The 13,457-nt window shown below is 68.9% G+C and carries 14 protein-coding genes; 6 read left to right on the top strand and 8 right to left on the bottom strand.

Features of this window, described 5'->3' with window-relative positions; all coding sequences use genetic code 11:
- Positions 1-16: 16 nt before the first annotated feature.
- Positions 17-2,068, bottom strand: coding sequence for an HNH endonuclease signature motif containing protein (locus Pmi06nite_RS30520; RefSeq protein WP_203956612.1), 2,052 nt, complete (start codon positions 2,066-2,068; stop codon positions 17-19).
- A 254-nt stretch (positions 2,069-2,322) separates the two neighbouring features.
- On the opposite strand from Pmi06nite_RS30520, the gene Pmi06nite_RS30515 reads away from it, so the two are divergent.
- Complete coding sequence (locus Pmi06nite_RS30515; RefSeq protein ID WP_203956731.1) at positions 2,323-2,997, top strand: endonuclease V; 675 nt, start codon at positions 2,323-2,325, stop codon at positions 2,995-2,997.
- Between the two features lie 227 nt (positions 2,998-3,224).
- A complete protein-coding gene (locus tag Pmi06nite_RS30510) occupies positions 3,225-3,407 on the top strand; it encodes a deaminase (RefSeq protein WP_203956611.1) in 183 nt (60 codons plus the stop codon).
- A gap of 581 nt (positions 3,408-3,988) precedes the next feature.
- Here the strand turns inward: Pmi06nite_RS30510 and Pmi06nite_RS30505 are convergent.
- Complete coding sequence (locus Pmi06nite_RS30505) at positions 3,989-4,582, bottom strand: hypothetical protein (RefSeq protein ID WP_203956610.1); 594 nt, start codon at positions 4,580-4,582, stop codon at positions 3,989-3,991.
- A gap of 9 nt (positions 4,583-4,591) precedes the next feature.
- Between Pmi06nite_RS30505 and Pmi06nite_RS30500 the strand changes: the two genes are divergently transcribed.
- Entirely contained in the window at positions 4,592-4,861 is a 270-nt protein-coding gene (locus Pmi06nite_RS30500; protein WP_203956609.1) for a hypothetical protein, read from the top strand.
- Here Pmi06nite_RS30500 and Pmi06nite_RS30495 read toward each other — a convergent pair.
- From Pmi06nite_RS30495 to Pmi06nite_RS30485, 3 genes are all read right to left on the bottom strand, one after another.
- Complete coding sequence (locus Pmi06nite_RS30495; RefSeq protein ID WP_203956608.1) at positions 4,858-5,157, bottom strand: hypothetical protein; 300 nt, start codon at positions 5,155-5,157, stop codon at positions 4,858-4,860. The two genes, Pmi06nite_RS30500 and Pmi06nite_RS30495, sit on opposite strands and share 4 nt — an antisense overlap.
- Positions 5,158-6,280: 1,123 nt before the next feature.
- Entirely contained in the window at positions 6,281-6,628 is a 348-nt protein-coding gene (locus Pmi06nite_RS30490; RefSeq protein WP_203956607.1) for an MmcQ/YjbR family DNA-binding protein, read from the bottom strand.
- A complete protein-coding gene (locus tag Pmi06nite_RS30485; RefSeq protein WP_275409616.1) occupies positions 6,625-6,930 on the bottom strand; it encodes an MTH1187 family thiamine-binding protein in 306 nt (101 codons plus the stop codon). Before Pmi06nite_RS30485 ends, Pmi06nite_RS30490 begins: the two co-directional genes overlap by 4 nt.
- A gap of 204 nt (positions 6,931-7,134) precedes the next feature.
- Between Pmi06nite_RS30485 and Pmi06nite_RS30480 the strand changes: the two genes are divergently transcribed.
- Positions 7,135-8,337: an NAD(P)-binding domain-containing protein gene (locus tag Pmi06nite_RS30480; RefSeq protein WP_239114303.1), complete on the top strand. Its 1,203-nt coding sequence runs from the start codon at positions 7,135-7,137 to the stop codon at positions 8,335-8,337.
- A gap of 179 nt (positions 8,338-8,516) precedes the next feature.
- Here the strand turns inward: Pmi06nite_RS30480 and Pmi06nite_RS30475 are convergent, their stop codons facing one another.
- Positions 8,517-9,461: an SDR family NAD(P)-dependent oxidoreductase gene (locus Pmi06nite_RS30475; protein WP_203956606.1), complete on the bottom strand. Its 945-nt coding sequence runs from the start codon at positions 9,459-9,461 to the stop codon at positions 8,517-8,519.
- Between the two features lie 182 nt (positions 9,462-9,643).
- Here Pmi06nite_RS30475 and Pmi06nite_RS30470 point away from each other — a divergent pair, with 182 nt between their 5' ends.
- A complete protein-coding gene (locus Pmi06nite_RS30470; RefSeq protein ID WP_203956605.1) occupies positions 9,644-10,222 on the top strand; it encodes a TetR/AcrR family transcriptional regulator in 579 nt (192 codons plus the stop codon).
- An 18-nt stretch (positions 10,223-10,240) separates the two neighbouring features.
- Here Pmi06nite_RS30470 and Pmi06nite_RS30465 read toward each other — a convergent pair whose 3' ends face one another.
- A complete protein-coding gene (locus tag Pmi06nite_RS30465) occupies positions 10,241-11,293 on the bottom strand; it encodes a serine hydrolase domain-containing protein (protein WP_203956604.1) in 1,053 nt (350 codons plus the stop codon).
- Positions 11,294-11,299: 6 nt separating this feature from the next.
- The gene (gene murQ, locus Pmi06nite_RS30460; protein WP_203956603.1) at positions 11,300-12,310 is read right to left on the bottom strand and encodes an N-acetylmuramic acid 6-phosphate etherase; all 1,011 of its coding nucleotides are present in this window, start codon (positions 12,308-12,310) and stop codon (positions 11,300-11,302) included.
- A gap of 32 nt (positions 12,311-12,342) precedes the next feature.
- Here murQ and Pmi06nite_RS30455 point away from each other — a divergent pair, with 32 nt between their 5' ends.
- On the top strand, positions 12,343-13,455 hold the full coding sequence (locus tag Pmi06nite_RS30455) for an exo-beta-N-acetylmuramidase NamZ family protein (protein WP_203956602.1): 1,113 nt from the start codon (positions 12,343-12,345) through the stop codon (positions 13,453-13,455).
- The last annotated feature ends 2 nt before the right edge of the window (positions 13,456-13,457 follow it).

Here is a 13,457-nt window from a genome sequence, read left to right as displayed (position 1 = left end):
CCGCCCTTCTGGGGGTTCAGAAGGGCGGGGTGTCGTTGTCCGACCCGGCCTGTGGCCTGCCCGGTTCGGGTGGCGGGTGGGTATCTGGCTGGCGTTTTCGCCGGTCGGCTGGGTGGTCGGTCCAGATGGGGGTGTGTTCCCAGGGGTGGGGCGGGAGGTCGGTTTCTGCTGTGGGGTGGTCGGTGGTGTGGGGGTTGGGTTCGGGGAGGGGTTCGATGATCGGTGGGGGTTGGACGGGGTAGTGGTGGCCGGTTCGGCTGATCCACGTCAGGTGGCCTGGCGCGGTCTGGGTGAGTTGCCAGCCATGGTCTCGGAGGTCGTGGTCGTGGGTGCAGGTGGCGGCGAGGTTGGTGTGGATGGTCGGTCCGCCGCGGCCGTGGGGGTTGGTGTGGTCGAGTTCGGTGCGGGTGGCGGGAGCGCGGCAGCCGGGGTGGCAGCAGACGCGGTCGCGGATCTGAATCCACCGGCGCAGCTTGGCGGCGGCGAATCGGCGCCGCTCATCACTGCTGGACGGGCCTGGGTATGCGCGCGCCCATGGGTCGTCGGTGGTTCCCTCGACCCGGCCGAGGTGTCCGGTCGTGACTGGCTCGGCAGTCACGGTGTGCTCGTCCGCGACCGGGTGGTTCGAGCCGAGGTAGTCGGTGGGGGGGTCGCCAATGTGCTGGTCGAGTTGGCGGATGATGTCGGCGATGACGGAGGCCCAGCCGCCGAGGGAGGGCAGGTCGGTCTGCCATTGGCGGAGCAGGGCGAGGGGGATCTGTAGTTCGACGATGCCTCGGCGACGTGCCGACGCCCGTCCGGAAGGTGGTCTCGGATCCGGTGCAGGTCCGCGTGTCGGGCGGCGTGGCCAGCCGTTGGGTCGGTGACGGGTGATTCCCGCATGGAGGAGTCTCCCGTCGTGATCGCAGATGGCGTAGCGCCATTCGCTGTTGATCTGGGCTTTGGTCAGGCGACGGGCCAGGTGTGCGTGGATGGGTCCCCATCCGGCGAGTTCGGCGGGCAGGTCGTCCAGATGCATCAAGGTCGACACCTGGACTCGTATCTCGCCCGCCGAGAACCCCACCACCGGCCCTGGTGCGTAGCCCTCGCCCGGCCCCGTGCCAGGTCCGAGACCGGGCTCGCCGCCTCCCCTCAGGCCAGGTCCGCCATCACGTCCCTCGTCGGGTCCGCTGCCAGGTCCGTCGCTGGGTTCGCTGCCAGGTCCGTCGTCGGGGCGGTCGTCCAGTTGGTCGTCGTAGTCCTCTTCGTCGGGGCGCGGTGGGCCGGCGTGGAGGAGGGCGGTGGCGATCTGGGTGTCGTTCAGGCCGGAAAGGGTGCCGTCGAGCAGGCCGAGGAAGATGTCGGTGCGGATGTGGTCGATCGGGGTGTGCAGCCCGGCGCGTTTGGCCTGCTGAGCGATGGCGTCGACGCGGGCGATCGCGGCGGCGGCCTGGTCCAGAGGCAGTTGGTGGCCGGCGATGCTGGCGCTGCCGTCGGGCAGGCGGGTGCCTTCGACCCGGCGGCGTTGCAGGGCGCGTTCGTAGCGGCGGCGGGCCCAGCCCGGGTCGGCGGCCAGCAGAAGCCGTTTGATCTTGTCTTTGAGCTGGCTGGTGGTATGCCCTCCTGCCGTGGGCAGCAGATGGTCGGCCACCGTGCGGGCGAGGTCGGCCGGGACGTCTTCGAGCCAGTCGGAGAACACCATCGCGCGGGGTTTGTCGATCCGGCCCGCACCGAGCGCCTCACGAACAGCGGGCAGACGGGTGGCCAGGTCATGAGCGAACGCGTATTCCCGTTCGGCCGCCCGCCGCGTCAACGTCAACGCGGCACGTATTTCATCGGCGGAGTATTTGTCCGGCACCGCCATTTTCGTCATATCGCCGGGTGCGGGAACATACAACCCGACTTCGGCCATCACGGTCGCTTTCCTGGCCTGCACATGCGCCTCCAGCCGAGCATGGGCCTGCAGGACCACCACCGCGTCGTACCCGCTCAACCGGCCGAGATCCAGCCCATCCAGCAGAACGGAAAGCTCCGGACCGGGCGCCATATCGGCCAGCCCTTCCGGAATCATCTGCCGCTCGACAATCACAGCGCAAAACTAACGACCACCACCGACAAAACCTCGCGCACATAAACCGTGAATCGGACATGCATTCCAGTCGCCAATTCAGATCTACGCGAGAAGACCACTGCCCCACGCCAGATCCCGTCACCGTGACGATCGCCCGGGCACTCCAGGACGGCTATCTCGAACGGCATGTCGTCTTCGAGCCCGCTGCGGGCCGGCCGGACCCATCCGCGTTCCCTCCGAGGGGCCAGTGGTTATCGTCCTCGAATGTGAGAATGCGCCTGCCCATGACCATGCCCGCGACCCCTCGCGAGGCTGAGCTGATCCAGGAGGAGCTGCGTTCGCGGCTCGATCTCGTCGGGCCGGGCGAACGCCGTCCGGCGAGAGTGGCCGGCGTCGACGTCGCCTACGCCGATGACCGTCTCGCCGCCGCGGTCGTCGTCCTCGACGGGGTCACGCTCCAGGTGCTCGACCAGGTCGCCGTCCCCGGGCGGGTCGCCTTCGACTATGTGCCGGGGCTGCTGGCCTTCCGAGAGCTGCCCAGCGTCATCCAGGCGCTGGAGCGGCTCTCAGTCACACCGGACCTGGTCGTCTGCGACGGGTACGGCATCGCCCACCCACGGCGGTTCGGCCTCGCCTGCCATCTGGGCGTGCTCACCGGTCTGCCCGCCATCGGCGTCGCGAAGACCGCGTTCGTGGGCGCCTATGACGAGCCCGCGCACGAGCGGGGGGCGTGGAGTGAGCTGCGTCTGGACGGCGACGTCGTCGGGCGGGTGCTTCGGACGCAGGACGGCGTCAAGCCGGTCTTCGTCTCGGTCGGCCACGCGGTCGACCTGGACACCGCCTGCCACAACGTCCTGACGCTCACTCCCCGTTATCGCCTTCCGGAGACGACGAGGGCCGCCGACCGGCTGTCACGGGAGGCACTCCGGTCAGCCTCCGCCACCTGATCGCCACAGGGGAATGGAGCCGCCGACTGCTCAGTGCGGCCCTCCCGAGAGGGTTACGGCGCTTCAGCGAGATAGGCGGCGGCGACCCGCTTCGGCACGGCCATCCGCCAGCTTTGACTCCCTTACAGATGCCCTTTGACCAGGGCATACACTGACAGGGAGACCAATGGCTAAACGTAGCGCGCCTTAGCGACGCCAAAGACGAGAGCACCTCCATCGTTCGTCAGGTGGAGAAGGGCTACCAATGGGCGACCCTCCATGACGCGAACGTTATCGGGGAGGCGATCGACGAGTGCGACGGAGCCACCCTCTACATCACCGACGAGCCCTGCTCGTCCTGCCTGAAGCTAATCCGCGGTGCCGGTGTGGTCCGTGTCGTGACCCCGCAGGGGTCCGTCGAGGTGATCTAGAAAAGAAGAAACCCTCCCCGTTGTCGCGGGGAGGGAATCCTCTTTATTTTCTTGCTTATGGACTGTTTGGGCGCATCTCGTGCTCTTAGGTAGCAAACGATCTGGCCACTAATTACTCATGATTCATGAGTGCGGTCCGGGGGAGTTCCAGCTCCTTCCGGACCGTCTTCAATTTCACCTACAGAGGTGCTGCTCCGACGAACTTGGTATCCCGTAGAGGTGGTCACGACCTCCCAGTTAGCATCCGCGCCTCGGCTGGCTATGTGGCAGAGCCACACAGTCCCTAAGAGTCCGATAACGCGGCGGGCCACGTAGGCGATCGCCCCACCAGCGCCAGCCGTCTGGAGCAAGGTCCAGACGTTGGCCATGGGTCAGTCCTAGTTCGTCAGCTTCTCGTCCGAAATCGGCGGATTCATAGGCGTCGCCCTCCCAAGGCGATCCGAGAAGGGCGATTCCCCTCCGATTGCCCCCAGTTTACCGCGCCGTGATACGCGGATCGCCATTCCAGAACGGGATTTCCCGGACAAATCGTGGCAGTTGGGATGCCCTCGCTTCGGCGGGGGCTTTCTTGTTTGCGCCGCTCAGCGTCCGGCGCGGCCACTGCCGCCTGTGCTCGCCCACAGCTCGTACTTGAACTGGATCAGGAGATTGCTGAGTGCCGGCGGCACCTCGATGCCCCGGTCTCGCAATAGGGCCTCCGCGTCGCTCAAGAGGTCTACGCGCGCTTGCCACCCCAAGCTCGCATCCTGAACCGCACGCTCGATCATGGCGATGATCCCCTCGCGAGCCATCTCCTCCTCGGCGGCGGGGGTACCCACGGCTGGGAGATCGTCCCGGGTGTCGGCCACTCCTCTGCGAGGGCGGGACCTCCTGGGCTTGAGCTTGTCACGCGTGGTGTGTCCCACCAGCTCGGCGGGTGGATCCAGGGCCTGATGAGCCGCCCACAGCACCTTTACGCCGAGGGCTTCCACGCTCTCCAGCCGGCCGTCTAACATCTTCGCGATCTGGGCCTTGTACTTCCTCGTGACGTAGATGACTACGAACACCACGACGAGCGGCCAGATGATCACGCCGAGGAGTTTGGTGGCGGAGTCCAGGATGCTTACCCAGGTGTCCGCAGCTGGCTCTTCGGCGAAGATCCTGGCTAAGCCGATTCGTATTAACTCGGGGGGCATGATGACATGGTGGCACGTGGCACCCCCTTCAGAGCCCCGGATCTGGAACCACCACCCGTGGTGGTGGTCCTCCGGCCGGACACCATGAACCCGGTCGGTGCCTACCTGCTGGCCTGGCGCCGAGGAGCCGAGGGCTGGGAGGCCGGCGTCACGTGGACGCAGATCTTCACCCCAACCAACTCGGCCCCGTACACCCACGTCGACACGGCCTGGGTGCCTGCACCCTTGATGTCGGAGGTACGTGGACAGGACTACTCGAAGGTTCCGCGGCTTTCTTAGTTATCGAAAGCCGGTGGCCACGCCTTCTTCCCGCAGTGCGGGCAGAGGTACGGCGTCAGGGTTCCGAACATGGCCGGCAGGTGTGTGCCGAACCAGTGCCACAGCTGTCCGATGAGGTAGGACGCCACATGCAGCGTGTGCATGAAGTCCTCGTAGTCCTCGTTCCTCACGATCTGGCGAAGCAGTATTGCGTGAACGCTTCGCGAGCCAGCCAGCCTAACGAGGTGGTGCAGGAGATCCTGGAGGTCCGTCTGGGCCTCCGCAGGCACCTGGTTAGGGCGTAGTTCGTCCACCATGAACACCTCCCGGTGTAGCGAATTGGTGGGATGTTCACGTCTTTGGGAACCTGCATACCGTATACATTGAAACTTGAACAACTCAAGTTAACGGGGCGCCGGCCTGCCCGAGTTACCTACTTCTTGACGGTTTCATGAGGTTCTGTGAGCCCGTCCCAGACGGGCAAAACCGCAGTTCTGTGGGGGTTACCCTGACTCCTCGACAAAACCGCGGCAAAGTTGGTTGCTTGCGCGCTGCCAGAGAGCCGGCCCCCCGGCGGGGTCCAACATCAACTAACTAAGGGTCTCCCCCGGGTGTGCACCCATCAACGAACTAACTAAGTCGCGACCTTGCCACTGAGTTTCTTATATTGGTTTCAACAAACTCAATTCATGCATTGACCTGGGGTTTCTCATCTGAACCATGATCCAAACTTACTCACTTACGAGAGTTCCTGTCTGAGAAACGTGGAAACTCATGAGTAGAGTCATGGTTAGTTCGGTGCTTTCAACCGAACTGCATCGGGCTTCAGAGCCCGGCCAGTAGATCCGAGAGAACTAACTAACTCGGAACTAACTCAGACATAGACCAGCCCACACAGCGTCACATCCGCCAAGACACGCGCTGCGGGCCAGCACAGAACAGGGCAACGCCCCCAAGATCAGCCCCTCCGCCTTCCACGGCCTGTCATGGCCGCGGGATGCGACGCTGACGAGGAACTGAACGAAGAAACTAAGTCGGAGCGGTTCCCGAGGAAACTCCCACGGTCGAGATCAAGATCCCTGCCCGTCCGCTGGGCGTCGACGGTCTGCGGAACCTGCTCGACGGTAAGTCCGTCGAGGCCGTGAAGGTCCCCACGGTCCCCAGGGGGGTCGATGCCCTGCGGGCGCTCCTCCACGGCCAGGCCGAGGCTGAGAAGCCTGCGGCGGCCGCCCAGGGCGTTGACGCCCTGCGGGCCATGCTCGACGGCGCTACGCAGATCCGCACGGCTACCAAGGTTGTCCCTGCCCCGGTTGCGCCCGTGCCCCTGGTCCTCTTCCAGGCCCCGAAGCTGACGTAGTGCGCCGGGCTGACGGGCATCACGGGTCAGCACAACGTCAGCACCGGTGCTGATGTTGATCACGGCTGTTGGAAGTCATACAGTCAGGTAGTCTGCTGGCCTGGGAGCGAATGCAGGCGCTTGGGCACGACCATCCGCCACGCGTCGACGACCAACTCCTCCATCTCGGCATGGTCGAGCGCGGCGAGCCAGGCCCGGACCCAGTTGTAGCGCTCGTCCGACGGCCGGGGCATGTGGAACTTGTCCGGCTCCGCGGCGATGAGCGCGGCCCGTTCCTCCTTCGGGAACGCGAAACCCATCGACGTCTCGTCCGCGGAGATCGTCACGTAGACGATCCGGCCGACGCGGAACGTGACTCGGTCCCTGACCAGCTTCTCCTCAGTGCGTGGCAGGGGCGTGGCCACCTCGCGGATCTCGGCCGCGGTTATCACGCCTCCTCCGCCAGGTGGCGTTCGATGGTGTCCACCTTGGCGTCGAGACGGCCGCCGCCGGCACGCGAGTCCGCCTTGAGAACCACGCTCACCCGGGGCGCCCGTGCCTCGACGGCGGCGACGGCGGCCGTGACGACCGCCAGCACCTCGTCCCAGCTCTCACCCTCGACCGTGGTGAACATGGCGTCCGTGCGGTTCGGCAGGCCGGACTCGCGGACGACGCGGACCGCCTCCGCCACCAGCTCTCCGACGTCCTCACCGGATCCGATCGGCGTGACGCTGAACGCCACCAGCACCGACATGGCTCCCCCTCACAGCTGCGACGCCGGGCCGTCCGAGCCCGGCATCCGCGAGCGTATCCTGGGCCACCGACAGAGCCACCGACGAGAGCCGCCGGCAGCCACCGGCAGAACTGCTGCACAGAGCTCCAGCAGAACTGTTACACGGAGCTCCGGCAGAACCGCCCGAAGGGAAGCCGGACGCCCGGCGCGTTGTTGACCACGGCCGTGAGCACCACCACCACCGGTCCGGCCGCGAGCATTCCCCTGACGGACGTCGCACCGACGGAGGTCGACGTCGTCGTCATCGGAGCCGGCCAGGCAGGGCTGTCCAGCGCGTACTTCGTGCGCCGCTTCGGGCTCGGATTCGTGGTCTTGGACGCCGAGCCGGGACCCGGCGGCGCGTGGCGGCACCGGTCTCCGACGCTGACCATGGAGAAGATCCACGACATCTTCGACCTGCCCGGCGTCCACCGGACTCCTGAGGTCGATCCGACTCTGCTCGCCGCGGACGTGGTGCCCGGATATTTCGCCGACTACGAACGGCGGACGGGACTGCCGGTCCTCCGTCCCGTGAAGGTCCGTTCCGTGACCCGTCACGAGGACGGCAGGCTCCTGGTCGCCGCCGAAGAGTCAGGCGCCGAGCGGGAGTCGAGTGGCCGGGCGGCAGGCGATCCGGGAGCTCCTGGCGTCGTCTCCCCCGCGGGCCCGGGCGCCGCCGTACCCCGCACGTGGGCGGCGCGCGCGGTGATCAACGCGACGGGCACCTGGAGCCGGCCGCACTGGCCCTACTATCCCGGGGCCGCGGACTTCCGGGGCAGGCAGTTGCACTACGCCGACTATCGGGGACCCGAGGACTTCGCCGGGGCGAAGGTGGTCATCGTCGGCGGGGGCGCCTCGGCGACGCATGTGTTGTCCGAGCTCGCGGACGTGGCCGCGGAGACCATATGGGTGACGCGAAGCCCGCTCGTCTTCCACGAAGGCGCGTACGGCGAGGACCGTCGACGGGCGGCCGTCGCGCGGGTGGAGGAACGCGTGCGGGCGGGGCTGCCGCCGCAGAGTGTGGTGAGCGCCACCGGCCTCGCCTACACGAAGGTCATACGGGACGCCATGGACAAGGGGGTGTTCAACCGGCTGCCCATGTTCAGCCGCATCACCCCGGACGGCGTCATGTGGGACGACGGCCGGGTGGCGGCCGCCGATGTGATCATCTGGGCGACCGGGTTCCGCTCGGCCATCGGCCATCTCGCACCCCTCAAGCTGCGGGGCCCGGGCGGCGGCATCCAGATGGACGGCACCCGCGTGGTCGCCGAACCTCGTCTCCACCTGGTCGGCTACGGCCCCTCGGCCAGCACGGTCGGGGCCAACCGCGCCGGCCGTGAGGCCGCCCTGCAGATCCGCCGCCTGCTGGCCGCCTCCCACGCCGCCTGACCGGCGCCGCCTGACAGCACGCCCGAACAGGCCGCCCGAACCCAGGCCAGCCTGACTCGGACCAGCCCCGCGTCAACCCGACGCCGCGATCGGGCCGGTCCACGCCCCCGAGCGGGCCGGCCCGAACTCGCCGCCACGAGGCCCGCTCCCAGGAGGCCGACTCCCGGGAGCCCGGCGTTCTACGCGGCCAGCGTCTCGACGGACACCTGCCAGAGCAGTGTGGCCGCCTCGGGGTCGAGCGCCCAGGCCGCGACACCCCGCCGGGTGCCCGGCTGGTGCGGCTCCGCCTCGTTGCAGTCCTCGAAGTAGCGGCCGCCGACGCCTTCGAGCAGAGGCGACGTCGCGAGAAGGACGGACGTCGCGGCGCCCTGCTCGGGCGTCTTCCACGAGACACCCGCGCCGGCGCTCTGGGCGCGCAGGCGCTCGAGTTCCTCGTCGGAGACGTACCGCTGGAGGTTGGTCCGGATCCCGCCCGGCATCAGCGCGTTGGCGGTGATGCCGTCGTCCGCCCACCGCCGGGCCGCCTCGACCGCCATCAGCACGTTGGCCGTCTTGGACTGCCCGTAGGCGGACCACGGCTCGTACTCCCGCTCCCGGAAGTGGATGTCCTCGAAGACGATCGGCGACCGCAGGTGCGCACTCGAGCTGACGGCCACGACGCGGGCGCCGCCGGCCGCCGCGAGCGCCCGGTGCAGCCCGGTGGTGAGCGCGAAGTGGCCGAGGTGGTTGGTGGCGAACTGCAGCTCCCAGCCTTCCGGCGTCCGCATCTCGGGCGAGGCCATCATGCCGGCGTTGTTCACGAGAATGTGCAGCGGACCGTCCCACGCGGCGGTGAACGCCGCGACGGATGACTGGTCGGCGAGGTCCAGCCGCGCGACGAGAACCTGCTTGTTGCCGGTGGTCGCGACGATGTCCTCGGCCGTGCGCTCCCCCGCCGCGAGGTCGCGGACCGCCAGGGTCACCTCCGCACCCGCTCCGGCGAGCGCCCGTGCGGTCTCTATGCCGATGCCGGAGGCCCCGCCGGTCACGATGACCCGGCGTCCGGTGAGGTCGATGCCGTCGACGACCTCGGCCGCGGTCGACTCGGCGGTGAACGGTGTCGTGATGCGTGTGGAAGCGGTCATGTTCTTTCCTGTCTCGCCACGATTTGACGTCATGCCAGGGCATGCGCGCCGGGGGCCCAGCCGGTACGCTGAAAACGGAGGAACCTCCGTTACATGAAGACTCTAATCGGAGGAACCTCCGTTTAGCAAGTTCCGCCCGCACGCAGGACAATGAGCTGCGAACACCCCGACGAGGAGGAAACGTGCCGCCCGCCCGCCCGCTGCGCGCCGACGCCCAGCGCAACCGCGACCGCCTACTGGAGGTCGCCGTGCGCGCGTTCTCCCAGGACGGCCCGGACGTGACGCTCGAAGCGATCGCGAAGGAGGCGGGCGTGGGCATCGGCACCCTCTACCGCCACTTCCCCACGAGGGAGGCCCTCGTCGAGGCGGTCTACCGCAACGAGCTCGCGAGGTTGTGTGACGCCGCCTCGGAACTCCTGGAGGTCAAGCCCCCGGATCAGGCCCTGCGCGACTGGATGGACCACTTCGTCGACTACATGGCGACCAAGCACGGGATGGCCGACGCGCTGCGTGCGGTCGTCGCCTCGGGCGGAAACCCGTACGCGCACAGCCGCGACCGGCTGATCGGCACGATCGGGACTCTGCTCCAGGCCGGCGCCGGCGCCGGGAGCGTACGGTCCGACGTCCGGCCGGACGATGTGCTCGCGAGCCTGAGCGGCGTCTCCCTCACCACCAGTGCCCCCGAACGGCGTGAGCAGGCCCGCCGCCTGCTCGATCTGCTGATGGACGGCCTGCGTTACCGGGCCGCGAACGGGGCCTGACACCCGGCGCGACCGCGATCAGGCCAAGCCGAGAGCCTCGGCGGCGACCGCGTGGCGAAGATCCCGGATGCCGGGCCGTCCCCGCAGCGGATGGACGTTGTTGGTGAGCAGGACGACGGTCAGCCGGCGGCCGGGATCCACGACGAGCGACGTCCCGGTGAAGCCGGAGTGCCCCCACGCGTCCACGAGCGGGCCGACGACGGCCGGGTCGCCGATCCGCACGCCGAGCCCCTGGCGGAAGGCGCTGCCGGCGACACCGTGGTCGCGCGTCATCTCGGCCGCCGCCTCGCGGGAGAGGACTCCGTCGCCGCCGCCGCGCAGCGCCTCGCAGAAGCGGACCAGGTCCGCGGCCGTGGAGAACAGACCCGCGTGCCCGGCGACGCCGCCGAGCACGTGGGCGGTCTCGTCGTGCACCTCTCCCCTGACGCACGCCGGCGCGGACTCCCCCAGACGCGCCGCACGCTCAGGCTTGTGCTCGGTCGCCACGATCCTCGGCAGCCATGCCGGGTCCGGCCGGTAGGCGGTGTCGGCGAGGCCGAGAGGTCCCGTGATCCGCTCCCGCACCAGCACGTCGAGAGGCGCGCCCCCGGCGATCTCGGCGATCCGCCCCGCCGTGATCATGCCGACGTCCGAGTAGACGTGTGTCCCGGCCGGGCCGGAAGCCAGGGTGGACAAGATCATGTCCCACCGGCGCTCGGAAGGCTCCGCCTCGACCCGTCGTCCCGGCGGCAGACCCGCCGTATGGGTGAGCAGGTGCCGGAGTGTGATCGCCGGCCGATCGCCGTAGTGATCCGGCAGCCATGTCGCCACCGGTTCGTCGATGGACACCCGGCCGTCGTCGGCGAGCGACAGCAGTACGACGGTCGTGAACAGCTTGGTGATCGAGGCGAGATCGAAGATCGAGTCGAGCGCGACCGGCGGGCGCTCCCGAGCCGGGGTCTCCGACGCGTCCGCGTAGCGCACCGCCTCTCCCACGGCCGCCTCGGCCGCGGTCCGCCCGTCCAGGGCGATCACCGCGACGGCGGCAGACGCGACCTCGGGGACCGCCGCCCGGAGAATGTCCTCGAGCATGCGCCGTCAATCGCCCTTGTGCCGCGGCCCGCGAGCCGGCGACTCGCCGGAAGACGACCTTCCGGATGCCGGCCCTTCGGACCCGGACGCCTCAGACCCGGGTCCGCCGGGCCGCGGGTCACCGGCGCCCAACGCGGTGTCGAGCCTGCCGCCGCGGTCGGCGAGCAGCGCACGGGCCCGGTCTGCGGAGAAGCCGCACTGGACCATCACGACGGCGGTCTTCACGTCGTGGTCCGCGCCTTCGAGGGCCTCGCGGGCGACGGAGATGTCGGCCCCCGTGACCTCCGCGACGATCCGCACCGCACGGTCGACGAGCTTGGAGTTGCTCGCCGACACCTCGATCATGCGATTGCCGTACGTCCGGCCGCACCTGATCATCGTGATCGTCGAGATCATGTTGAGGACCAGTTTCTGGGCCGTGCCCGCCTTGAGCCGGGTCGACCCGGTCACGATCTCCGGCCCCACGATCACTTCGACGGCGTGATCCGCCTCCGCGCCGAGCGGCGTGCCCGTGTTGCAGGCCAGCGCCACCGTCAGGGCGCCGCGCCTGCGGGCCTCCGCGACGGCCGCCACCACGTACGGCGCGCGCCCGCTGGCGGAGATCCCCACGACCGAGTCTCCGGGGCCGACCCCCTTGGCCCGGATGGCCTCCGCTCCCGCCTCGGCGTCGTCCTCGGCGCCCTCGACGGATCGGGTCAGCGCGGGCTCGCCTCCCGCGATGATGCCCTGGACCAGGTCCGGGTCGGTGCCGAAGGTCGGCGGGCACTCCGAGGCGTCGAGCACCGCCAGGCGTCCCGACGTTCCGGCGCCCACGTAGAGCAGGCGGCCGCCCATGGAGATCCGCGCGGCGATTCCGTCGACCGCGGCCGAGATCACCGGGACCGCCTTCGCCACGGCCGCGGGCACGGCGGCGTCGGCCTCGTTCATCAGCCGGGCGATCTCCTCCGTCGGAAGCGTGTCGATCCGGCTGTAGCGGGGATCGCTCTGTTCGGTGGCGAGAGCCGCAAGTGATTTCATCCTAAATATCCTATTTGGAGTATTTTATCCCGATGATTCGTGTCCGGACGGGGCTGGAAGAGCTGGTCGCGGCACCGCGGCCGGCGAGTCACGGCCGTGCGGGCCTCATCACCAACCCCACAGGAGTCCTGCCCGATCTGACCCCGTCGGCAACGGCCCTGCTGTCGGCTGGAATCCGGCTGACCACGCTCTTCAGCCCCGAACACGGCCTTCGGGGCACGGCGCAGGCGGGCGCGGGCGAGGGCGACTCGACCGATCCGGCGACCGGGCTGCCGGTCATCGACACCTATCGAAGATCCCCTGACGAGCTCGCCGAGCTCGCCGCGGCCTCGGGGGTCGACACGCTCGTGTTCGACGTGAGCGACATCGGCACGCGCTTCTACACCTACGTCTGGACGATGTACGACCTCATGGTCACCTCCGCCCGGCTGGGCCTGCGCTTCGTCGTGCTCGACCGGCCCAACCCGATCGGCGGCGTCGACGCCGAGGGTCCGCTGCTCGACCCGGCGAGCGCGAGCTTCCTGGGCCGCGCGCCCATCCCCGTACGGCACGGCCTGACGCCCGGTGAGCTGGCGCTGTTCGTCAACCGCACGATCGACGCGGACCTGCACGTGATCCCGCTCAGCGGCTGGCGGCGGGAATGGCACTTCGGCGAGACGGGCCTGCCCTGGGTGATGCCGTCGGCCAACATGCCCACGCTGGACACCGCGCTCGTCTATCCGGGGACGGGCCTGTTCGAGGGCACGAACGTCTCCGAGGGGCGCGGCACCACCCGGCCGTTCGAGCTGATCGGCGCGCCGTACGTGGACGGGCGTTTCGCGCCCGAGCTCAACGGCCTCGGGCTTGCCGGGGTGCGCTTCCGCGACACGTGGTTCACCCCCACCTTCGGCAAGCACGCCGGCGTGCAGGTGCGCGGCGTCCAGGCGCACGTCGGCGACCGGTCGGCGTTCCGGCCGGTGCTCACCGGGGTGTCGATGCTCCACTGCCTCCGCACGCTGTATCCGGGCGAGTTCGCCTGCGACCCGTTCCTCGACCTGCTGTGGGGCTCGGCCTCGCTGCGCGAGCACCTCGACGCGGGCGAAGACCCGCGCGGGCTCTGCTCGCCGGTCTCCTGGTTCGGCCAGGTGGAATTGCTCTACGGCTGACA

Source organism: Planotetraspora mira (assembly GCF_016863275.1).
In the GTDB taxonomy this organism is placed as follows: Bacteria; Actinomycetota; Actinomycetes; order Streptosporangiales; family Streptosporangiaceae; genus Planotetraspora; species Planotetraspora mira.
Note: the sequence above shows the minus strand (reverse complement) of the source record. Positions and strands in the feature narration are given on the sequence as shown.